At 60.6% G+C, this 20,511-nt stretch carries 18 protein-coding genes; 9 read left to right on the top strand and 9 right to left on the bottom strand.

Annotation, left to right across the window (positions count from 1 at the left end; all coding sequences use genetic code 11):
- Positions 1-104: 104 nt before the first annotated feature.
- The 5 genes from lnt to miaB form a co-directional block, all read right to left on the bottom strand.
- Positions 105-1,628 (bottom strand): apolipoprotein N-acyltransferase, encoded by a 1,524-nt coding sequence (gene lnt / locus ACTD9P_RS25400; RefSeq protein ID WP_438869845.1) that lies wholly within the window; start codon positions 1,626-1,628, stop codon positions 105-107.
- A gap of 8 nt (positions 1,629-1,636) precedes the next feature.
- Positions 1,637-2,476, bottom strand: coding sequence for a CorC family transporter (locus tag ACTD9P_RS25395; RefSeq protein WP_015373027.1), 840 nt, complete (start codon positions 2,474-2,476; stop codon positions 1,637-1,639).
- Positions 2,477-2,518: 42 nt separating this feature from the next.
- Entirely contained in the window at positions 2,519-2,977 is a 459-nt protein-coding gene (gene ybeY / locus ACTD9P_RS25390; RefSeq protein ID WP_438869844.1) for an rRNA maturation RNase YbeY, read from the bottom strand.
- Positions 2,970-3,974: a PhoH family protein gene (locus ACTD9P_RS25385; RefSeq protein ID WP_200431419.1), complete on the bottom strand. Its 1,005-nt coding sequence runs from the start codon at positions 3,972-3,974 to the stop codon at positions 2,970-2,972. The genes ybeY and ACTD9P_RS25385 overlap by 8 nt, the downstream gene beginning before the upstream one ends.
- A 233-nt stretch (positions 3,975-4,207) precedes the next feature.
- Positions 4,208-5,536 carry a tRNA (N6-isopentenyl adenosine(37)-C2)-methylthiotransferase MiaB gene (gene miaB / locus ACTD9P_RS25380; RefSeq protein ID WP_438869843.1) on the bottom strand — a complete coding sequence of 443 codons (1,329 nt, stop codon included), beginning with the start codon at positions 5,534-5,536 and terminating at the stop codon, positions 4,208-4,210.
- Positions 5,537-5,667: 131 nt separating this feature from the next.
- Here miaB and ACTD9P_RS25375 point away from each other — a divergent pair, with 131 nt between their 5' ends.
- From ACTD9P_RS25375 to ACTD9P_RS25345, 7 genes are all read left to right on the top strand, one after another.
- The gene (locus ACTD9P_RS25375) at positions 5,668-5,994 is read left to right on the top strand and encodes a DUF1820 family protein (RefSeq protein WP_003194436.1); all 327 of its coding nucleotides are present in this window, start codon (positions 5,668-5,670) and stop codon (positions 5,992-5,994) included.
- 105 nt (positions 5,995-6,099) lie between these two features.
- Complete coding sequence (locus ACTD9P_RS25370; RefSeq protein ID WP_438869842.1) at positions 6,100-6,960, top strand: MurR/RpiR family transcriptional regulator; 861 nt, start codon at positions 6,100-6,102, stop codon at positions 6,958-6,960.
- A 74-nt stretch (positions 6,961-7,034) separates the two neighbouring features.
- The gene (locus tag ACTD9P_RS25365) at positions 7,035-9,092 is read left to right on the top strand and encodes an oxidoreductase (protein ID WP_438869841.1); all 2,058 of its coding nucleotides are present in this window, start codon (positions 7,035-7,037) and stop codon (positions 9,090-9,092) included.
- Between the two features lie 36 nt (positions 9,093-9,128).
- Positions 9,129-9,899 (top strand): transporter substrate-binding domain-containing protein, encoded by a 771-nt coding sequence (locus ACTD9P_RS25360; RefSeq protein ID WP_438869840.1) that lies wholly within the window; start codon positions 9,129-9,131, stop codon positions 9,897-9,899.
- Between the two features lie 31 nt (positions 9,900-9,930).
- Complete coding sequence (locus tag ACTD9P_RS25355) at positions 9,931-10,647, top strand: ABC transporter permease (RefSeq protein ID WP_138813707.1); 717 nt, start codon at positions 9,931-9,933, stop codon at positions 10,645-10,647.
- Positions 10,644-11,354 carry an ABC transporter permease gene (locus ACTD9P_RS25350; protein ID WP_438869839.1) on the top strand — a complete coding sequence of 237 codons (711 nt, stop codon included), beginning with the start codon at positions 10,644-10,646 and terminating at the stop codon, positions 11,352-11,354. Before ACTD9P_RS25355 ends, ACTD9P_RS25350 begins: the two co-directional genes overlap by 4 nt.
- Before the next feature lie 9 nt (positions 11,355-11,363).
- Complete coding sequence (locus tag ACTD9P_RS25345; protein ID WP_438869838.1) at positions 11,364-12,476, top strand: succinylglutamate desuccinylase/aspartoacylase family protein; 1,113 nt, start codon at positions 11,364-11,366, stop codon at positions 12,474-12,476.
- Here the strand turns inward: ACTD9P_RS25345 and ACTD9P_RS25340 are convergent.
- The 4 genes from ACTD9P_RS25340 to ACTD9P_RS25325 all read right to left on the bottom strand — a co-directional run bounded on the left by ACTD9P_RS25340 (position 12,458) and on the right by ACTD9P_RS25325 (position 16,023).
- Complete coding sequence (locus ACTD9P_RS25340) at positions 12,458-13,042, bottom strand: tetratricopeptide repeat protein (RefSeq protein WP_438869837.1); 585 nt, start codon at positions 13,040-13,042, stop codon at positions 12,458-12,460. The genes ACTD9P_RS25345 and ACTD9P_RS25340 overlap by 19 nt on opposite strands.
- A gap of 238 nt (positions 13,043-13,280) precedes the next feature.
- Positions 13,281-14,564, bottom strand: a complete 1,284-nt coding sequence (gene hemL, locus ACTD9P_RS25335; RefSeq protein ID WP_219269396.1) for a glutamate-1-semialdehyde 2,1-aminomutase — start codon at positions 14,562-14,564, stop codon at positions 13,281-13,283.
- Between the two features lie 11 nt (positions 14,565-14,575).
- On the bottom strand, positions 14,576-15,205 hold the full coding sequence (gene thiE, locus ACTD9P_RS25330) for a thiamine phosphate synthase (RefSeq protein WP_438869836.1): 630 nt from the start codon (positions 15,203-15,205) through the stop codon (positions 14,576-14,578).
- A 20-nt stretch (positions 15,206-15,225) separates the two neighbouring features.
- Positions 15,226-16,023, bottom strand: a complete 798-nt coding sequence (locus tag ACTD9P_RS25325) for a hydroxymethylpyrimidine/phosphomethylpyrimidine kinase (protein WP_056861986.1) — start codon at positions 16,021-16,023, stop codon at positions 15,226-15,228.
- Between the two features lie 277 nt (positions 16,024-16,300).
- Here ACTD9P_RS25325 and ACTD9P_RS25320 point away from each other — a divergent pair, with 277 nt between their 5' ends.
- Together ACTD9P_RS25320 and ACTD9P_RS25315 are read left to right on the top strand one after the other, a co-directional pair.
- Positions 16,301-18,679, top strand: coding sequence for a hybrid sensor histidine kinase/response regulator (locus tag ACTD9P_RS25320; protein ID WP_438869835.1), 2,379 nt, complete (start codon positions 16,301-16,303; stop codon positions 18,677-18,679).
- Positions 18,680-18,769: 90 nt separating this feature from the next.
- Positions 18,770-20,422, top strand: coding sequence for an acyl-CoA dehydrogenase family protein (locus ACTD9P_RS25315; protein WP_438869834.1), 1,653 nt, complete (start codon positions 18,770-18,772; stop codon positions 20,420-20,422).
- Positions 20,423-20,511 lie beyond the last annotated feature (89 nt).

The raw sequence follows: 20,511 nt of genomic DNA, 5'->3' as shown, positions 1-20,511 counted from the left end.
CGAAAGCGGTGTGCCAGTTGACGATATGTTGACTGACACACCGCTTTCGCGAGCAAGCCCGCTCCCACACAAGCCAGCTCCCACACTGGTTTTGTGGTGTTCGTTTAGACGGTTTTCGACATACGGCCTGCCAGAAGCGCCCAACCAAATAAAACCAGGCACACAATGATCAGCGGCCACGAACGCCATTGCAGGTACGGCGTCAGGTTGTGCATCGGCACCACTTCGCCGTAGAGAATCCCGCGTTCAAACTGCGGGATCTGCGCGGTGATCTGTCCAAATGGGTTGATCAGGCCAGTCACGCCATTGTTGGTGGCGCGGATCATCCAACGGCCCGCCTCCAACGCACGCATCTGCGCCATTTGCAGGTGTTGCAGCGGGCCAATGGAACGGCCAAACCAGGTGTCGTTGCTGATGGTCAGCAGCAAATCGCTCTGGGCCGACAGGCCGGCGGCGAATTCCGGGTACACCACTTCGTAGCAAATGAACGGCGCAATCTGATAGCCCTTGGCCTGCAGCATCGCCTGGTCGGACGGGCCGCGGGCGAAGTCTGACATCGGCAAGTCGAAGAAGGCAATCAGCCCGCGCAGCATGTCTTGCAGCGGCACGTACTCACCAAAAGGCACCAGTTTTTGCTTGAGGTAAGTGCCTTCGCCTTCGCCCACCACGGTGATGCCGTTGAAGTAGCGCTTCTGGTGGTGCACTTCCTGGCGGATCGGTACGCCGGTGATCAGCGCGGTGTGCCGGTCGGCGGCAAACTTGCCCATCATGCCCAGGTAGCCTTCCACCGATTCCTTGAGCACCGGCACGGCGGTTTCCGGCCATACCAGCAGGTCTACGGGCTTGGAGCTGAAACTCATGTCGCGGTACAGCGCCAACTGCGCATCGATCTGCGCGGGGTCCCATTTCATGCTCTGTTCGACATTGCCCTGAATCGCCGCCACGGTCAGTGGTGCGCCGGAGGGCGAGGTCCAGGCGTGATGCTTGAGCGCCAGGCCGATGGCCCAGGGTGCAACCAACAGCACCAGCCCCGCGCCGATAAACCCGTTGCGCTTGCTTGCCAACAGGCGTGGCAGGTTGCACAGCACGGCAGCCGTCAGCGCCAGGGCGAAGGAGATCAGCCACATGCCGCCCAGTGGCGCAAGGCCAGTGAGCGGGCCGTCGAGTTGGCTGTAACCGGAGTACAGCCAAGGGAAACCGGTCAGGAACCAACCACGAAAGGCTTCCTGGCCAACCCACAGCGCCGCAAAGGTCAGCGCATCGGCCAGCGGCGCTTCATTGCGGCGCAACCAGCGCGCCCACAGCCAAGCGGGCAAGGCGAAGAACCAGGCAATCGCCGCAGTAAACAGCAGCATCAAAAAGCCAGCCAGCAACACCGAAGCGCCGCCGAAGTGGTGAATGCTGTAGTAGATCCAGCTGGTGCCGGCGCCGAACAGGCCAAAGCCAAAACACCAGCCACGGCCCAGGGCCTGGCGTGGCGTCAGCTCGCGCAGCCCCACATAGAACAGCCCGACGGCCAGTAGCGCAAATGGCCACAGATCGAACGGCGCCAGCGCCAGGGTAGTGACGGCGCCAGCCACCGCGGCCAGCAGGTTACCGGGCCAGCCGGGTGCAATCAGACGGCGCATATCAGTCCTTAGCGGGCAATCGGAGTCAGGCGAATCAAGTGAATTCGGCGACTGTCGGCATTCAGAATGCGGAAGCGATAAGCGCCAATCTCGGTGGTTTCGTTACGTTTTGGCAGGTGCCCGAACGCACTCATCACCAAACCGCCCACGGTGTCGAACTCATCATCCGAGAATTCGCTGTCGAAGAACTCGTTGAAGTTCTCGATCGGCGTCAGCGCCTTGACCAGGAAATCACCGCTGGGCAGCGGCTTGATGTAGCTGTCTTCTTCGACGTCGTGCTCGTCTTCGATGTCGCCGACGATTTGCTCAAGTACGTCTTCGATGGTCACAAGACCAGCCACGCCGCCGTATTCGTCGATCACAATGGCCATGTGATTGTGGTTGGCGCGAAACTCGCGCAGCAGCACATTCAGGCGCTTGGATTCAGGCACGAAGGTGGCCGGGCGCAGCAGGTCCTTGATGTTGAAGTTGTCGCCGTTCTCCTTGAGGATCAGCGGCAACAGGTCCTTGGCCAGCAGGACACCCATGACGTCGTCATGGCTTTCACCGATTACCGGGTAGCGCGAGTGCGCCGAGTCGATCACGGCCGGGAGGAATTCCCGTGGGGTCTGGGTCGCCTTGATGCTGATCATCTGCGAGCGCGGGACCATGATGTCGCGTACTTGCAGGTCAGCCACCTGGATGGCGCCTTCGACGATGGCCAGCGCTTCGCTGTCCAGCAACTTGTTCTGATGGGCCTCGCGCAGCAGCTCCAGCAGCTCCTGGCGATTTTTCGGCTCGTGGGCAAAAGCCTGGGTCAGTTTACCCAGCCATGACTTCTGCCCGTTGCTCGATCGGTCTTCGCTCATAGCGATTACTCTAAATCCTTTGTTGTGTCAGTTGAGTGTTGATCAGTTTTCGTCATCTGCATAAGGGTCCGGATGACCTAATTCTGCAAGCAACGTTTGTTCCAGAGTTTCCATTTCCTCAGCTTCGTCATCGTCTATATGGTCGTAACCCAAGAGATGCAAGCAGCCGTGGATGACTAGATGGGCCCAATGGGCCTCAAGTTCCTTGCCTTGTTCCTTCGCTTCACGCTCCACCACCTCGACACAGATGACCAGGTCGCCCAGTAACGGGATATCCAGTAATTCATCCGGCACGTCGGCAGGGAAGGACAGCACGTTGGTCGCGTAGTCTTTTTGACGCCAGGTGTGATTCAGTTCACGGCCTTCGGGCTCGTCCACCAGGCGAATGGTCAGCTCCGAGTCGGCGGTGCGCTGGCGCAAGGCCAGCGCGCACCATTGGCGGAATTGTTCTTCAGTGGGGGCGGGCGCGTCAGTGGCCAGCTGCAGGTCTAGCTCAAGCATTGTGGCGGGCGTCCTTGGACAAACCGTCATCACGGTGTTCGAAGCGCTCGTAGGCTTCGACGATGCGCTGCACCAGCGGGTGGCGCACTACGTCCTTGGGTGAGAAGTGCGTGAAACTGATCCCCGGCACGTCCTTGAGCACTTCAATCACATGGCTCAACCCTGACTTGGTGCCCTTGGGCAGGTCAACCTGGGTAATGTCGCCGGTGATGATGGCCGTAGAGCCAAACCCGATGCGGGTCAGGAACATCTTCATTTGCTCGACCGTGGTGTTCTGGCTTTCGTCGAGGATGATGAAACTGTTGCTCAAGGTGCGGCCACGCATGTAGGCCAGCGGGGCGATTTCGATCACCTGACGTTCAATCAGCTTGGCCACGTATTCAAAGCCAAGCATCTCGTACAGCGCGTCGTAGAGCGGGCGCAGGTACGGGTCGATCTTCTGGGCCAGGTCGCCGGGCAGGAAGCCAAGCTTCTCGCCAGCCTCGACCGCCGGGCGCACCAGCAGGATGCGCCGCACTTGCTCGCGCTCAAGGGCGTCGACCGCACAGGCCACGGCCAGGTAGGTCTTGCCGGTACCGGCGGGGCCGATGCCGAAATTGATATCGTTACCGAGGATTGCCTTGACGTACTTCTGCTGATTCAAGCCCTTTGGGCGAATCATGCCTTTCTTGGTTCGCAGGGCCACGCTGGCTTCGGCTACCGGGTTGTTGGCCAGGTCTTCCACGGCCGATTCTTGTAAGTACAGGTGCACGGTTTCCGGCGACAGCTCACTACCCTTGGTTTCACGGTAGAGGCGGCGGAGCAGGTTTTCTGCAGACGTGGTGTGCTGGGGTTCACCAATAAGCTCGAACTGATTGCCGCGGTTGCGGATCTCGATGCTCAGGCGTTGTTCGATCAGGCGCAGGTGCTCGTCGAACTGTCCGCACAGGTTGGCGAAACGGCGAGCCTCAAACGGCTCGAGGATAAAACGATGGGGTTCTGCTATGGGTGCGTTCAAGGTTGCTTTTAGCCGCCCTTTGGCTGTTTAGGTGAAGGAGAGGATAACGCCAGTGGCGCGGGTACGAAAGTACTTATATAAGGCTTGAGTACAGCGCAGTTCCTATGTGGGAGCGGGCTTGCTCGCGAATGCGGTGTATCAGTCGGCACATTTGCTGCTGACCGACCGCATTCGCGAGCAAGCCCGCTCCCACACAAGCCAGCTCCCACATTTGATCTTCATCAGGTTGTCGATCAGTTAACCAACGACCCGCGCAGCGAGTGCGGTTGCGCCGCATCGATGTGCACATCGGCAAACTGGCCGATCAAGGTGGGCGTGTCACAGCGGAAGTTGACGATCCGGTTGTTCTCGGTACGCCCTTGCAACTCGCCCGGGTCTTTTTTCGAGTAGTCGGTCACCAGGATGCGCTGGATCGAGCCGACCATTTGTCGGCTGATCTCGAAACCTTGCTGGTTCAGGCGATGTTGCAGCGCATTCAAGCGTTCTTTTTTCAGCGCTTCCGGCGTTTCATCTGCCAGGTCCGCTGCCGGCGTGCCCGGGCGCTGGCTGTAGACGAACGAATACGAGAAGTCGAAACCGACGTCTTCGATCAGCTTCATAGTCTGCTCGAAATCTTTCTCGGTCTCGCCAGGGAAGCCGACGATAAAGTCCGAGCTGATGCAGATACCCGGTACAGCGGCGCGCAATTTACGCAGCTTGGATTTGTACTCCAGGGCCGTGTGGTTGCGCTTCATCGCCGCCAGAATACGGTCCGAACCCGACTGCACCGGCAAGTGCAGGTGTTTGACCAGCTCCGGCACCTCGGCGTGCGCCTGGATCAGGCTGTCGGAGAACTCCAGTGGGTGCGAGGTGGTGTAGCGAATACGCTCGATGCCATCCACCGCTGCCACTACGCGGATCAACTCCGCGAGGTCAACCATGCGCCCGTCGTGGGTCTGGCCGCGATAGCCGTTGACGTTCTGGCCCAGCAAAGTCACTTCACGCACGCCGTTTTCGGCCAGGTGGATGATTTCCGCCAGGACGTCGTCAAACGGCCGGCTGACCTCTTCGCCACGGGTGTAGGGCACCACGCAGAAGGTGCAGTACTTGCTGCAGCCTTCCATCACCGACACATAGGCACTCGGCCCGTCGATGCGCGGTTCGGGCAAATGGTCGAATTTTTCGATTTCCGGGAACGACACGTCCACCTGCGGCAGCTTGGTGATGCGGGCGGCGTCGATCATTTCGGGCAGGCGGTGCAGGGTTTGCGGGCCGAAAACCACATCGACATAGGGCGCGCGGTCGCGGATCGCGGCGCCTTCCTGGCTGGCCACGCAGCCGCCGACGGCGATCACCATGTCCGGGTTGGCCAGTTTCAATTCACGCCAGCGGCCCAGCTGGGAGTACACACGGTCCTGGGCACGCTCGCGGATCGAGCAGGTATTGAGCAGGATGACGTCGGCATCTTCGGCGCGGGCAGTGACTTCCAGGGCCTGGTGTTCGCCCAGCAGGTCGACCATGCGCGAGCTGTCGTACTCGTTCATCTGGCAACCGTGGGTTTCGATGTAAAGCTTCTTGGCCATGGGAATCATCAACTGGTGGTAAAGAACCGCGCATTATAGGGGGCATGCCCATTGGTTCCTAGCGCTGTGCATCGGGTGCCATGCTATAGTTCGCGCCCTCTTTTATATCCCCGATGTGTTATCCGCCCACCATGACCAAACGTGAAGCTCCAATCTACAAGGTGATTTTCCTCAACCAGGGCCAGGTGTTCGAAATGTACGCCAAGCAGATCTATCAAAGTGATCTGTGGGGCTTCCTGGAAGTGGAAGAGTTCGTCTTTGGCGAGCGCACGCAGCTGGTCGTCGACCCGGGCGAAGAAAAACTCAAGGCGCAATTTGAAGGCGTGGTGCGCAGCTTTGTGCCGATGCATTCGATTGTGCGCATCGATGAAGTCGAGCGCCTGGGCACGCCGAAGATCAGCGAAGCGCGCGGCACCAGCAATGTGATGCCGTTTCCGATGCCGATGCCGGAAAAGTAACACTGCGCTTGTGGTGTGGTTTTGTAAGACGATTCTGAAACTTTTCAGTCGCGATTGACGGCTTGACAGAAAAATAGCAGTTTGTGCCCATGCAGAGAGGACGCCATGAGCACATCCATAAAAAAATCCCTCGAACACCAGTTGTCATCCAGGTCCCAGGCTTATCGGGCGCTGGCGGCCTATATCCTGGCGAACCTCAAGGACCTGCCGTTCGAGAATTCGGCGCAGGTGGCGCACAAGCTCCAAATCAGCGAGTCCACCGTCGGCCGCTTCTGCCGGGCGTTGGGCTACAAGCATTTCAAAGACCTTAAACACGAACTTAAAGCCGACCTGGGTGACAGCCCGTGGCTGATCGGCGACCGGCTGCGCGCGTTCCAGGCAGAAGGCGACGGCGACGCCAACCCGCTGGCCAACAGCCTGCAACTGGAGATCGCGGCGTTGGTGCGGGTCTACGAATACACCCGCACCGAGCCTTGGCGCGTGGTGACATCAAGGCTGGCGCAAAGCCCGCAGGTTTTTGTCGCCGGTTTCGGCACCGAGCGGGGCATCGCCTGCTCCATGGTCCACATGTTGCAATACCTGCGCACAGGCGTGCATCTGGTGGACGGTGCGTCAGGGCATTTCGGCGAGGTGTTGCTGGCGCCGTCTGCCGATTCAATGCTGATTGTCTACGAGGCGCGACGCCATTCCCGCCAGTCTTTACTGCTGTGCCAGGCGGCACGCAAACGCGGCATTGCGGTCACGCTGATAACCGACAACTTTTGTGAGTGGGCTGATAAAAACGCCAACGAAGTGTTTCGGGTGTCGACCGAGTTTGATTTGTTATGGGACTCGACGGCCACCATGTTATCGCTGACTCACTTGTTGATTAACGATATGTCCAAACAACTGGGCCCCGAGATGGAAGGGCACTTGAGTGCGATCGCTCAGTTGCATCAGGCGTTTGTGGGTTACACCCAGAGTTGACCTTTTAAGCGTTATTTAACTAACGCTTTTTATTTAACTGTCATTAGCGAACTTGTTGGTTCGGGAGTAGCCCTGTGCGCGATCCTCGGTATGACATTCTGTTTGAACCGGTACACATTGGGCCGGTTCGCACGCGTAATCGCTTTTACCAAGTGCCGCACTGTAATGGCATGGGCCATGTGCACCCCTCGGCCATGGCCGCCATGCGCGGGGTCAAAGCCGAGGGGGGTTGGGGGGTGGTGTGTACGGAGGAGTGCGAGATCAGCCCGCTGAGCGAGTTTTCGCCCTATATAGAAGCGCGCTTATGGGATGAACGCGACATCCCCGCGCTGGCGAAAATGTGTGAGGCCGTGCATCTGCATGGGTCATTGGCCGGCGTCGAACTGGCGTTCAATGGCTATTCGGCACCCAATCGCTATAGCCGCGAAATCCCCTGGGCGCCTTCCAATACACCGGTGCGTGGATACGACCCGGTGCAGGCCCGAGCCATGAGCCGCGCCGATATCAAGCAACTGCGCCAGATGCATCGTGCTGCTGCGTTGCGGGCACGCCAGGCGGGTTTCGACATTATCTACGTGTATGCCGGCCACGACCTTGGCCTGCCGTTTCACTTTCTGACCCCACGCAATAACCGGCGCACCGATGAGTACGGTGGGGTGTTGGAGAATCGTGTACGGCTGTTGCGTGAATTGATCGAAGATACCCGCGATGCGGTGGGTGATCGTTGCGCAGTCGCCGTGCGGCTGGCCGTGGATGAACAGGTCGCTGGCGGGCTGGCCTGCGAGGGCGAAGGCCGCGAGATTTTTTCGCTTTTGGCGCAGCTGCCGGACCTGTGGGATGTCAACGTTGCCGACTGGTCCAACGACAGCGTGACCTCACGATTTGCCCCTGAGGGTTTTCAAGAGGCGTTCCTGCTCGGGCTCAAAGCGCTGACCACCAAGCCGGTGGTGGGCGTGGGCCGGTTTACCTCACCGGACACCATGGTCTCATTGGTGCGTCGAGGTGTGTTGGACCTGATCGGCGCTGCCCGTCCCTCGATTGCCGATCCCTTCTTGCCGAAGAAAATAGAGGAGGGGCGTCTGGAGGAGATTCGCGAATGCATCGGCTGCAACGTCTGTGTCAGTGGTGACCACACCAGCACCCCGCTGCGCTGCACGCAAAACCCCACCCTGGGTGAAGAATGGCGGCGCGGCTGGCACCCTGAGTCGGCACCCCGTGCGCATAACCCTGCGCGCGCGCTGGTGGTCGGGGCAGGGCCTGCCGGCCTGGAATGTGCGCGGATACTGGGCGCGCGGGGCATGGAGGTGGCACTGGTCGAAGGCACGCGCACGCTGGGCGGGCGCGTGTCTCTTGAAGCCAGGCTGCCTGGGTTGGCCAGTTGGTCACGGGTGCTCGACTACCGGCTGGACGCCCTCAGCCGATTGCCTGCAGTAGAGATCTATCGCGAAAGCCAGCTACAAGCCCAGGACGTGTTGGACTTCGCCGCCGCCCACGTGTTTATCGCCACCGGTTCGCGCTGGCGCACCGATGGTCTGGGGCGTGCACTGCGCCAGGCCTTGCCGGGGTTGGAACATCTGCCGGTATGGACCCCGGATGATCTGCTGGCCGGGACAGTTCCTGCTTCACCGGTGCTGCTGTTCGATGATGACCACTACTACATGGGCAGTGTGTTGGCAGAGCAGTTGGTAGCGCTGGGCGTGGAGGTGATCTTTGTCACACCGGCGACGGATGTGGCGACCTGGACCCATAACACGCTTGAACAACACCGCATCCAGCGTCGCCTGCTGGAACTCAATGTCACGATCATCGCCTCCCACTCGCTGGCGGCGGTGACGCCTGAAGGTGCGGTTGCCAGCTGTATGTACACCGGCCGGCCAAGGTTCATTCCCGTGGCGTCGTTGGTGCTGGTGACCTCCCGTGAGCCTGAACAAGGTCTGTACCAGGCACTCAACGAGGCTACTGAGCAATGCTTTGAGGCGGGTATTGAGTCGATCGCATTGGTGGGGGACTGCCTGGCGCCTGGAACCATTGCGGCTGCTGTGTATTCAGGGCATCGGCTGGCGCGTGAGTTTGATGCGCCCGCCGGCTCGTTGGTCATGCGTCGCGAAATTCCTCATTTAGAGGTGTTGTAACTTCCTGCTGTGCAAACAATAACAAGGAATAAAATAATGAAAAAATTAGTTCTGATGTTATCGGTGTTGGCTTCCGTAGTGGTGAGCAACTTGGTGTCCGCCAACAACTATGAGGTCATACGTTTCGGTGCCGACCCTAACTACGCGCCTTTTGCCTATAAAGACAATACCGGTACTTTGGTCGGTTTCGAGATTGATATCGGCAACGCCATCTGCGCGCATTTGAAGGTGCGCTGCCAATGGGTCGAAAGCGATTTTGATGGCCTGGTTCCCAGCCTCCGGGCCGGCAAGATCGACGCCATACTGGCGTCGGTAACCGTGACCGAAGCGCGGCGCAGGATCATCGACTTTTCTTCGGAAGTGTTCTCCAGCCCCTCCGCCATGGTGTTCAAGGCCGGCACCGACCTTGGCGACGCCAAGGGCAAGTCCGTGGGCTATTTGCAGGGCAGTACTCAGGAAGCCTACGCCAAGCGCGTGTTGGCCATCCAGGGCATGAAAGTGGTGGCCTACGCCGATCAGGAACAGGTTTACGCCGACCTTGTGGCGGGTCGGCTTAACGCTTCGTTGCAGGACGCCCAACAGGCGCAAAGTGGCTTTTTGCGCTCGCCTCAAGGTGCCGGTTTCGAATTGGGCAAGGTCATAGAAAGCGAACTGATGCCTTCCATGAGCGCCATTGGCATCGCCAAGGGCAATCTGGCGCTGAAGACTCTGCTGGATCAGGGCCTGGCAGCGCTGCATGCCGATGGCACCTATGCTCGCCTGCAGGAACAGTATTTCCCAGGCGTCGACATGTTCAGCGGCAATTGACCGCCCGCCATCATCGTTGGAGGGCGTCGTCATGCTGGAGAACGTTGCGCGCTTTGTCGCGACCCTGGAGGGTTTTGCGCCGTTACTGCTGCAAGGCGTATGGGTGACCTTGAAGCTGGCGCTGTTATCGCTGTTGCTGGGGCTGATCTTCGGCCTGCTCGGGGCGGGCGCCAAGTTGTCACGCGTCAGGGCCTGGCGTGTTTCAGCACAGGTCTACACCACCCTGATCCGTGGGGTGCCGGACCTGGTGTTGATGCTGCTGATCTTTTACGGCGTACAAACCGCTGTGAGCCGGCTGACGGCTGTGATGGGCTGGGCCTACCTCGAAATCGACCCTTTGACTGCGGGCGTACTGACGCTGGGGTTTATCTACGGTGCTTATTTTACCGAGACCTTTCGTGGCGCATTGTTGGCGGTGCCACGTGGGCAGGCGCAGGCGGCCAAAGCGCTGGGTATGAAGCCCAGCCAAAGCTTCATCTACATAACCTTTGCGCAGATGATGCGCTTCGCCCTGCCGGGGCTGGGCAATAACTGGATGGTCTTGCTCAAGGCTACCGCGTTGGTGTCGATTATCGGTTTGGCAGACTTGGTCAAGGTGGCTCAGGTGGCTGGCAAAAGCAGCCAGCAGCTATTGAGCTTTCTGTTGCTGGCGGGCTTTATTTATCTGCTCCTCAGCAGCGCGTCCAATGCAGTGCTGCGCTGGCTTGAGCGTCGTTATGGCGGTGCAAAGCAGGAGGCGCAGCGATGATTGAACTGTTACAGGAATATTGGCGGCCGTTTCTCTATTCCGACGGTCAGCAAATCACCGGCCTGGCCATGACGCTGTGGCTCACCAGTGCTTCGTTATGCCTTGGGCTGCTAGTGGCATTGCCGTTATCGATTGCCCGAGTTTCAACCCGCGCGTGGGTACGTTGGCCGGTACAGGGCTTTACTTATCTGTTTCGGGGAACGCCGCTCTATGTCCAGTTGCTGGTTTGTTACACCGGTATATACAGCCTGGCGGCTGTGCGCGAACAGCCGCTTCTGGACGCTTTTTTTCGTGATGCGCTGAACTGCACACTGCTGGCCTTTGCCCTTAACACGGGCGCCTACACCATAGAAATCCTCGCTGGTGCCATCCGCTCCATGCCGCGCGGTGAAGTCGAGGCCGCCAGGGCGTTAGGGTTCGACGGCTGGAAGCTCTACACCTATCTGATCATGCCGTCGGCCCTGCGCCGCTCATTGCCGTACTACAGCAATGAGGTGATTTTCATGCTGCACTCCACCACGTTGGCGTTCACCGCTACGGTCCCCGATGTGCTGAAAGTGGCCAGGGATGCCAATGCCGCGACCTTTCTGACGTTCGAGTCCTTCGGCATCGCCGCGGCTATTTATCTATGCATCACCTTCGCTCTGGTCGGCCTTTTTCACCTGGCCGAGAAGCGTTGGCTGAGATTTCTTGACCCAAGCCGATAGGAGGTCGCCATGTATGAACGCGTGCATCAATTGCCAGCAACCGTGCCGGGTACGACGCGGCAGATCCATAGTTTTCACTACGGCCCGGCCAATGGCGTGGGCAAAGTCTATATCCAGTCTTCCCTGCATGCCGATGAGCTGCCGGGGATGTTGGTGGTATGGCATCTCAAGCTAAGGTTGTTGCGATTGGAGGCCGAGGGCCTATTGCGCGGTCCGGTGGTGTTGGTGCCGGTGGCCAACCCCATGGGCCTGGAGCAAGTGTTGATGGATGTGCCTCAAGGCCGTTTCGATTACGACAGCCGGGAGAACTTCAATCGGCACTTCCTTGATGTCAGCCAGCAGGTGGGTGATGCCGTCGAGGCACGGCTGACCGACGACCCCGAGGAAAACTTGCGGTTGATTCGTTCGGTGCTGGTTCGGGTGCTCGCCAGCCAAGTGCCTGCCAACCAGGTACAGGCCATGCGCCTGACGCTTCAGCGCCTGGCCTGCGATGCCGATATCGTGCTCGACTTGCACTGTGATTTCGAGGCCGTGCAGCATCTGTATGCGTCGCCGGTTTGCTGGCCGCAAGTGGAACCTCTGGCCCGTTACCTGGGGGCACAAGCGTGCTTTATGGCGATAGACGCCGGTGGGCAGTCCTTCGATGAGTGCTTCAGCTTGTTTTGGCAGCATATAGAGGCGCGCTTCCCGCAACGTGTGGCGCCGCCCGGTTTTGCCGTGACGCTGGAGCTGCGCGGTGTGGCCGACGTGAGTTATGAGCTGGCCGAACAGGATTGCCAGGCCTTGATTGACTACCTCACGCACGCGGGCGTCATCGCGGGCCAGGCACCTGAGCTGCCGCCATTATTGAACCCTCCCACGCCGCTGGCCGGCGTTGAACCGGTGGTCAGCCCGGTGGGCGGCTTGATCGTATTTTGTGCCCAGGTCGGGGATTATTTGAGCGCGGGTCAAGTCGTGGCACACATCATTGACCCGATCAGCGACAGCGTGACGGCCATTGCCTGTACTCGGGGAGGTTTGCTGTATGTGCGATCACTAAGGCGCATGGCCACCAGCGGCATGACGATTGCGCATGTTGCCGGTGCAGAGGCTTTCCGGCAGGGCTATCTGTTGTCGCCCTGAGGCGCGATTGGGTCGGGCAGGGGCGAGAAGGGTGAGCGCCCATCGGCACTCTGTAATTCCTGCAGATAATTGCGGAAAATCTGGCCCAGTACCTGGGTCGCCACTTCCAGTTCATCGCGCTGCATGTGCTCGGCGACTTCGTCGGCCGTGTCCAGTGCGTCCTCGGCACCGTTGACCGCTGCCATTTTCAGCACGATGTAGGCCTGGACGTTATTGGCCGGCACGCCTTCGCCTTTGAAGAACATGTTACCCAGCTGGAATTGCGCTTGAGCGTGGCCCTGCAACGAAGCCTTCTCGAAGTAGCTCAGGGCTTTGTTGAGGTCGCGGGCAGGGTTTTTGTCGTCGTGGAAGTACTCGCCCAACTCGTATTGCGCCTGCGCATCCCCACCTTCGGCCTGTTTCTGGCACGCGCTCAGGGCTTCGGCCTGGCTGTCTGGCTGGGTATTGAGGGTGCAACGACCCATCGCTGGGATTAACAACGAGTTGCCGCCTGCCTGGGCATGTGCCAGCAGCGGCTGAAGGAGCAACAGGCAGCCCAGAACCAGGGTGCGGCCGGTGCGTTTCATGGGAATCGACTTACCTCTGACGGGGCACGCGGACCCTCGGGGGAGTCCAATAAGCGCGCATTATGAAATAAGCAGGCCCCTGCTTACAAAGTCTTTACTCGTTTTTCTGCTGCGTAGGCAAGTTATCTGCCGGATTACAGGTGAATTCTCGAAAAATGCAGGAAATCTCTGTAGGCAAAGTAGCAAATCTGACGCTGCGAGGGGCAACGTCAGATGTGTGTGTCCCTTATATCAGGGCTTACTTCAGCGCGGCGAACGCGCGCTCGGCAGCATCCAGGGTCAGTTTCAACTCGGCTTCGCCATGGGCGATCGAGGTGAAACCGGCTTCGAAAGCGCTCGGTGCCAGGTAAACGCCGCCTTCGAGCATCAGGTGGAAGAAGCGCTTGAACAGGTCGGCATCGCTGCCCATCACGTCATCAAAGGTAACAATGTCATCGGCGCCGCTGAAGTACAGGCCGAACATGCCACCCGCCTGGGTGGTCACGAACGGGATACCCGCCGCGTCGGCGCGCTGTTGCAGGCCGTCGAGCAGGCGCGTGGTGTAGTCGGTCAGCTCGGCGTGGAAACCCGGGCGGCTGATCAGGCGCAGGGTGGTCAGGCCGGCAGCCATGGCCAACGGGTTACCCGACAAGGTGCCCGCCTGGTACACCGGGCCAAGCGGCGCGATGTGCTGCATGATTTCGCGTTTGCCGCCGAAGCAGCCCACGGGCATGCCGCCGCCGATGATCTTGCCGAAGGTGCTCAGGTCCGGCGTGACGCCGTAGTAAGCCTGGGCGCCGCCGAGGGCCACGCGAAAGCCGGTCATCACTTCGTCGAAAATCAGCACCACGCCGTGCTTGTCGCACTGCTCGCGCAAACCTTCCAGGAAACCCGGCGCCGGTGGCACGCAGTTCATGTTGCCGGCTACCGGCTCGACGATGATGCACGCCACGTCCTGGCCGACTTCGCTGAGCATCTGCGCAACGGCCGCGATGTCGTTGAACGGCAGGGTCAGGGTGTGTTTGGCAAACGCGGCCGGCACACCGGCCGAGCTTGGCACGCCTTGGGTCAACAGGCCGGAACCGGCTTTTACCAGCAGGCTGTCGGAGTGGCCGTGGTAGCAGCCTTCGAACTTGATGATGCTGTCGCGGCCGGTGAAACCACGGGCCAGGCGGATGGCGCTCATGGTGGCTTCGGTGCCGGAGCTGACCATGCGCACCATTTCCATCGAGGGCACGATTGAACACACCAGGTCCGCCATCTCGGTTTCCATGGCGGTTGGCGCGCCATAGGACAGGCCGTGTTGCAGCTGCTGGCGCACCGCGTCGAGCACGTCCGGGTGGCTGTGGCCGAGGATCATCGGCCCCCAGGAACCGACGTAGTCAACGTAGCGCTTGTCATCTTCGTCGGTGACGTAGGCGCCTTCAGCATGCTTGAAGAACAACGGTGTGCCGCCGACGCTCTTGAACGCACGCACGGGGGAGTTCACACCGCCGGGGATGTGTTTCTGGGCATTGGCAAACAGGGTTTCGGAACGGGACATGATCGGGCTCTCTACACTTGAACTTTAAGAAGGTCGTTGAAGGCGCGGGCGCGGCGCGTGACTTCCTGGGTGCTGTCGGCACCAAACAGGCCGTGGACCACTGCGAGCAGGTCGGCACCGTGGGCCACCAAGGGTTCGGCGTTCTCCAGGGTGACGCCGCCGATCACGCAGATCGGCAGCTGTAAGCGCGTGCGGGCCTGGGCCAGCATGTCGAGCGTGGCGGCCGGCGCGCCGGGCTTGGTGTTGGAATTGAAAAAGCGACCGAAGGCGACGTAGCTTGCGCCTTCCTTGGCGGCCTGTTCGGCCAGTTCGATCTGGCTGTGGCAGGTCGCACCGATGATGGCTTTGGAGCCGAGCAATGCACGGGCCGGGGTCAGTGGGCCGTCGGTTTGGCCCAGGTGCACGCCGACGCCCAGGCGCGCGGCCAATTCGGCGTCATCGTTGATGATCAGTTGGGTCTTGTAGCGTGAGCACAGCTCGCGCAACTTCTCGGCTTCACGCAGGCGCCGGGCTTCGTCGCTGCTTTTGTCGCGGTACTGCAACAGGGTGACACCACCGTCCAGCGCGGCTTCGACGTAGGCGAGGAATTTGCCGGCCAACAGTTGGCTGTCGGTAATGGCGTAAAGGCCACGTAATTTCATCGGGCAGGCCTCTTGTGCGGTTAAGAGCAGAAATCCAGCGGCAAACGGCGCGGCACGAACTGGCCCTGGCCGAGTTGTTCGGCGTCACGCAGGGTGCGCCAAGTGTAGTTGAGCGCCGATTGCACCGCGCTGGCCAAGCCTTCGCCCTGGGCGATGCGGCCGGCCAAGGCGCTGGCCAGCGTGCAGCCCGAGCCGTGATAACTGCCGGGCAGGCGCTGGCAGGTAAAGGTCTGGCGCGTGCCGTCGCGGCTGTACAGGCGGTTGTGTACTTCATGCTCGTCGCCGTGGCCGCCGGTGATCAGCAGATGCTTTACAAACGGCAGCAGCTTCTCGGCGCATTCGTCCGCGGTGCCCTCGGGCAATTCGGCGAGGATGCGCGCTTCCGGCAAGTTCGGTGTAGCGATCAGCGACAGCGGTAACAGCCGCTCACGCATGGCATAGCCGACTTCGTCCTTGCCCAGGCTGCCGCCGCCACCGGCACGCAGCACTGGGTCGCAGACCACCGGCAGGTGCGGGTGCGCCTGCAGCAGTTCGACCACGGTGTCGACCATCGCGGTGGAGCCGAGCATGCCCAGCTTGACCGCCGCGACTTCGGAGTCGCTGAGCACGGCATTGGCCTGGGCCAGTACCCACTCGCGGTCGAGCACGCGGAAATCGCTGACATTCACGGTGTTCTGCACGGTCAAGGCGGTGACGGCCGGGGCCGCATGACAGCCTTGTGCAAGCAGGGCTTCGATATCTGCCTGCAAGCCGGCGCCACCACTGGGGTCGTGGCCGGAGAGACAGAGGACAACGGGGCGGGAGCTGTAGATATTCATGGTGCGCGAGCTTACCACCAAACGCTTTTGGCGTGGCTGTTGGGCGCGAGGGGAATTTCCAGCTTATGTTCAGGGGTGTGGCTTAGCTGATTTTTTATTCAGGAAGCGCTTGAGAGGCCCGTTCTAGAGCCTTTCAAAAAATTATTTCAATGGTGTCCAATGGCCTCTAGCGGCTATGCTAGAGTGGATCCAAACAACTTAATGTATCGCCGGTATACGTCTACTCAAAAGGAATGGGGGGCTTTTGACATAACCGGACAGGCCACGCTGGGGCTCTATGCGCTATTTGCTGATTTTTTTATTGTGCGGGCTGCCGATGCTCGCCAGCGCCATCGAGTTCAACCCGGACACTCGAAGCCTGCCGCTGGGCCGCGTCATGCAAGTGCTCGAAGACCCAACCGACGCCCTCACCATCGCCGATGTCAGCGCTCCGGCCTACGCCGCCCAATTCAAAACCCATGACACAGCCACCCTCAACGCCGGCTATTCACGTTCGGTGTTCTGGCTCAAGGTCGACCTGCATTACACCGCCACTGATCCTCGCGCCCCGCGCACCTGGTTTCTGGAGTTGGCGTACCCGCCGCTCAACCAACTGGATTTGTACCAGCGTGACAGCACCGGCAACTACCGCCTGACCACCCGCACGGGCAGCACCCTGGCGTTTTCCAGCCGTGAAGTGCGCCAGGCCAACTACCTGTTCAAGCTCAACTTTGTGCCCGACCAGCAGCAAACCGTATACCTGCGCCTGCAAAGCCAAGGCTCGATCCAGGCACCGCTGACGCTCTGGTCTGCCACCGCCTACCTGGAGCAGCAGCCACTGCGCCTGTATGTATTGGGGGCAATCTACGGCGTGTTACTCGGGATGCTGGTCTACAACCTGTTCATCTACCTGAGCGTGCGCGACACCAGCTACCTCTATTACATCCTCTATATAGCCTCGTTCGGCCTCTATCAGCTGTCGGTCAACGGCGTGGCGGTGGAATATTTCTGGCCGAACAACCCGTGGTGGGCAAATGCGGCGGTGCCGTTCCTGATTGGTTCGGCGGCGTTGTTCGGCAGCTTGTTCGCGCGCAGTTTCCTGCACACCGCGCAGCACAGTCGTTGGCTGGATCGGATATTGCTGGCGCTCGCGGCCGCTGGTGCGGTCGTGATGGCGCTGGCGCTGCTGACCAGCTACGCCGTGGCCCTGCGTCTGGCCACCGGCCTTGCGCTGGTATTTACCGTGACCATCTTTGTGGCCGCCATCAAGGCCTGGTATTGCGGCCAGCGCATGGCGCGCTATTTCATTTTCGCCTGGTCGGCGTTCCTGATCGGCGGTGTGGTCAACACCATGATGGTGTTGGGCTACCTGCCCAATATGTTCCTCACCATGTACGCCAGCCAGCTCGGCTCGGCCATCGAAGTGGCGCTGCTGTCCCTGGCCCTGGCGGACCGCATCAACGGCATGCGTGAGCAACAGGCGCAGATCCTGTTCGACGCCAGCCAGAAGCTTGAAGTGCTCAACCAGCAATTGGCCCGCAGTAACCGCCTCAAAGATGAGTTTCTCGCCACGCTGACCCACGAACTGCGCACCCCAATGAACGGCGTGATCGGCTCGCTGGAGCTGATGCAAACCGTGCCGCTGGACGACGACCTTACCCAGTATCAGCAAACCGCCGCCGGATCTGCGCGGGACATGATGCGCATGGTCAACGGCATTCTCACCCTCACCGAATTGCAAGCCGGGCGCCTCACCGCCCAGCCCCAGGTGTTCAGCCTGCGGGGCACGCTCGACACCTTGCGCCAGCAATTCACGGCCAGCGCCCAGAGCAAAGGCCTGGAATTTTCCATCGACGTGGCCGATGAGCTGCCGGACCGGGTGATCGGCGATGCCGGCAAACTCATCCAGTGTCTGGACTGCCTGCTCGACAATGCCTTCAAGTTCACCCACGAAGGCGCGGTGCGTGTACGTGTGGTGGGTGTGCCGCACACTGATGGCGAGCTGCGCCTGAGCTTTATTGTGACCGACAGCGGCATCGGCTTCGCTTTCCTCGACGAGGCCACGCTGTATCAGCGCTTCTTCCAGGTCGACGGTTCGATGACGCGTGAATACGGCGGCCTGGGCATCGGCCTGGCGATTTGCCGGCAACTGATCGAACTGCTCGGCGGGCGCCTCACCCATCATTCCGAACTCAGCAAGGGCAGCCGCTTCCAGTTGGACATGAGCGTCAACCCGGTGCCGCCCGAGCCAAAGCCCGCAACGCACAAACCCCATGCGCAACGAGCGCCCCAGGAATGTACGGTGCTGTTGGTGGACGACAACAGCGTCGGCCAGTTGGCGGTACGCGGCATGTTGCTCAAACTGGGTTACCGGGTGAAAACCGTGGATAACGGCCCGGCCGCCCTGGCGCTGTTGCAGGACCAGACGTTTGATGCGGTGCTGCTGGATATACCCGAGGGCGGCTTCTCGTTGTGCTGTCAGATCCGTGCGCTACCTGGCTGCGGCGAGCTGCCGGTGATTGCCCTGAGCACCTCGCTGCACGCCCCGGATCGCGAACGCTGCCATGGGGTCGGCATCACCGATCGCCTCAGCAAACCGGTACGTTTCGAAGCGTTGCAAACGGTATTGGAACGGCGCCTGTTGTGCCCGTTAGAGGGCGAAAGCGCCGAGCAATAGGCGGGTATGCCACTTTTTTAAGCCCGATGACGGTGCTTAACTGAAATTAGGGCCTGAACTGCACGTGGCCTGTTTTCCAGGAGGCCCGTCATGAACCTGCATCAGTTTGCCGAAACCCACGACGTCACCAACCAGCCGCCGTCGCTGGACGGTACCAACCTTTATCGCATCGACCTGCCCTTACAAGAATGGTCGCGCCGCTTTGGCGCCGGCTGGGCGCAGGCGCGTATTGATGCGTACGGTGCGCTGGCCGGTGGGCCGTTGATGGCGGCCGGGTTTTTGGCGAATCAGAACAAACCGGTGTTCAACAGCCATGACCGCTACGGCCATCGCATCGACCTGGTGGAGTTTCATCCGGCCTATCACGAGTTGATGCGCACCGCCGTCGAGCATGGCCTGCCATCGCTGCCGTGGGCGCATCCGCAGCCCGGCGCGCATGTGGCCCGCGCCGCCATGACCTACCTGCACAGCCAGGCCGAAGCCGGCAGCGGGTGCCCGTTGACCATGACCTTCGCCTGCGTCCCGGCCCTGCAGTTGCAACCGGACCTGGCGCAGACCTGGCTGCCAAAAATCCTCAACACCGAATACGACCCGCGCAATGTTGGCATCGCCCATAAAGCCGGCGCCACCATCGGCATGGCCATGACCGAGAAACAGGGCGGCACCGACGTGCGCGCCAACACCACCCGCGCCTATCCCGTGGGCGCCGGCGGCCCAGGCCAAGCCTATGAGCTGGTAGGGCACAAGTGGTTCTGCTCGGCGCCGATGTGCGATGCGTTCCTCACCCTGGCCCAGACCGACAAGGGCCTGACGTGTTTCCTGCTGCCAAGGCATCGCCCGGATGACACCCGCAACCAGTTCTACATCCAGCGCCTGAAAAACAAACTCGGCAATTGCTCCAACGCCTCCAGCGAAGTGGAGTTCCGTGGCGCCCTGGCCTGGATGATCGGCGAAGAAGGCCGTGGCGTGCCGACCATTATCGAGATGGTCGCCATGACCCGTTTTGACTGCATGGTCGGCTCCAGCGCCTTGATGCGCCAGGCGTTGACCCAGGCCAGCCATCATTGCGCCCATCGTTCGGTCGCCGGTCGCGTCCTCAGTGAACAGCCGTTGATGCAAAACGTGCTGGCCGACCTCGCGCTGGAGAGCGAAGCCTCCCTGGCCTTGAGCATGCGCATGGGCAGGGCGCTGGACCATCTGGATAACGAACAGGAAGCCAAGTTCGCCCGGCTGGTGACAGCGGTGGGCAAGTATTGGATCTGCAAGCGCGCACCGGCCATGATCAACGAAGCCGCCGAATGCATGGGCGGCGCCGGTTATGTGGAGGACAGCATCCTGCCGCGTCTTTACCGTGAGGCGCCGGTGAATTCGACGTGGGAAGGTTCCGGCAATGTGCAGTGCCTGGACGTGCTGCGCGCATTGTCCAAAGAGCCAGGCGTGCTGGAGGCGTTGTTTGTCGAACTGGGCGATGGGCATGGCGATAAGCAACTGGCGCGGCATATCGAGCAATTGAAGTCGGCATTTATGGATACCCAGGATATCCAGTACCGCGCGCGGCAGTTGACCGAGGACATTGCCGTGGCGTTGCAGGCCAAGCTGTTGCTGGAGGCCGGCAATGCCAGTGTGAGTGATGGCTTTATCGCCAGCCGGTTGGGTGAGTCGTCGGGCCGGGTATATGGCACCTTGCCGCGTGGTGTGGAGGTGGAGGCCATTGTCGCCCGGTCGACACCTCTGTTTTCCTGAACAAACACGGTCAAAAATGTGGGAGCGGGCTTGCTCGCGAAGGCGGAGTGTCAGTCAATGTAGATGTCGACTGACCCACCGCCTTCGCG

It is taken from the genome of Pseudomonas onubensis (genome assembly GCF_965653655.1).
GTDB lineage: Bacteria > Pseudomonadota > Gammaproteobacteria > Pseudomonadales > Pseudomonadaceae > Aquipseudomonas.
This window is presented reverse-complemented; position numbering and strand designations above follow the sequence as displayed.

Bases quoted from the DNA above. Each gene is read 5' to 3' on its own strand.
- lnt (WP_438869845.1), bottom strand. From the start codon at position 1,628: ATGCGCCGTCTGATTGCACCCGGCTGGCCCGGTAACCTGCTGGCCGCG.
- ACTD9P_RS25395 (WP_015373027.1), bottom strand. From the start codon at position 2,476: ATGAGCGAAGACCGATCGAGCAACGGGCAGAAGTCATGGCTGGGTAAA.
- ybeY (WP_438869844.1), bottom strand. From the start codon at position 2,977: ATGCTTGAGCTAGACCTGCAGCTGGCCACTGACGCGCCCGCCCCCACT.
- miaB (WP_438869843.1), bottom strand. From the start codon at position 5,536: ATGGCCAAGAAGCTTTACATCGAAACCCACGGTTGCCAGATGAACGAG.
- ACTD9P_RS25375 (WP_003194436.1), top strand. From the start codon at position 5,668: ATGACCAAACGTGAAGCTCCAATCTACAAGGTGATTTTCCTCAACCAG.
- ACTD9P_RS25370 (WP_438869842.1), top strand. From the start codon at position 6,100: ATGAGCACATCCATAAAAAAATCCCTCGAACACCAGTTGTCATCCAGG.
- ACTD9P_RS25360 (WP_438869840.1), top strand. From the start codon at position 9,129: ATGAAAAAATTAGTTCTGATGTTATCGGTGTTGGCTTCCGTAGTGGTG.
- ACTD9P_RS25355 (WP_138813707.1), top strand. From the start codon at position 9,931: ATGCTGGAGAACGTTGCGCGCTTTGTCGCGACCCTGGAGGGTTTTGCG.
- ACTD9P_RS25350 (WP_438869839.1), top strand. From the start codon at position 10,644: ATGATTGAACTGTTACAGGAATATTGGCGGCCGTTTCTCTATTCCGAC.
- ACTD9P_RS25345 (WP_438869838.1), top strand. From the start codon at position 11,364: ATGTATGAACGCGTGCATCAATTGCCAGCAACCGTGCCGGGTACGACG.
- ACTD9P_RS25340 (WP_438869837.1), bottom strand. From the start codon at position 13,042: ATGAAACGCACCGGCCGCACCCTGGTTCTGGGCTGCCTGTTGCTCCTT.
- hemL (WP_219269396.1), bottom strand. From the start codon at position 14,564: ATGTCCCGTTCCGAAACCCTGTTTGCCAATGCCCAGAAACACATCCCC.
- thiE (WP_438869836.1), bottom strand. From the start codon at position 15,205: ATGAAATTACGTGGCCTTTACGCCATTACCGACAGCCAACTGTTGGCC.
- ACTD9P_RS25325 (WP_056861986.1), bottom strand. From the start codon at position 16,023: ATGAATATCTACAGCTCCCGCCCCGTTGTCCTCTGTCTCTCCGGCCAC.
- ACTD9P_RS25320 (WP_438869835.1), top strand. From the start codon at position 16,301: ATGCGCTATTTGCTGATTTTTTTATTGTGCGGGCTGCCGATGCTCGCC.
- ACTD9P_RS25315 (WP_438869834.1), top strand. From the start codon at position 18,770: ATGAACCTGCATCAGTTTGCCGAAACCCACGACGTCACCAACCAGCCG.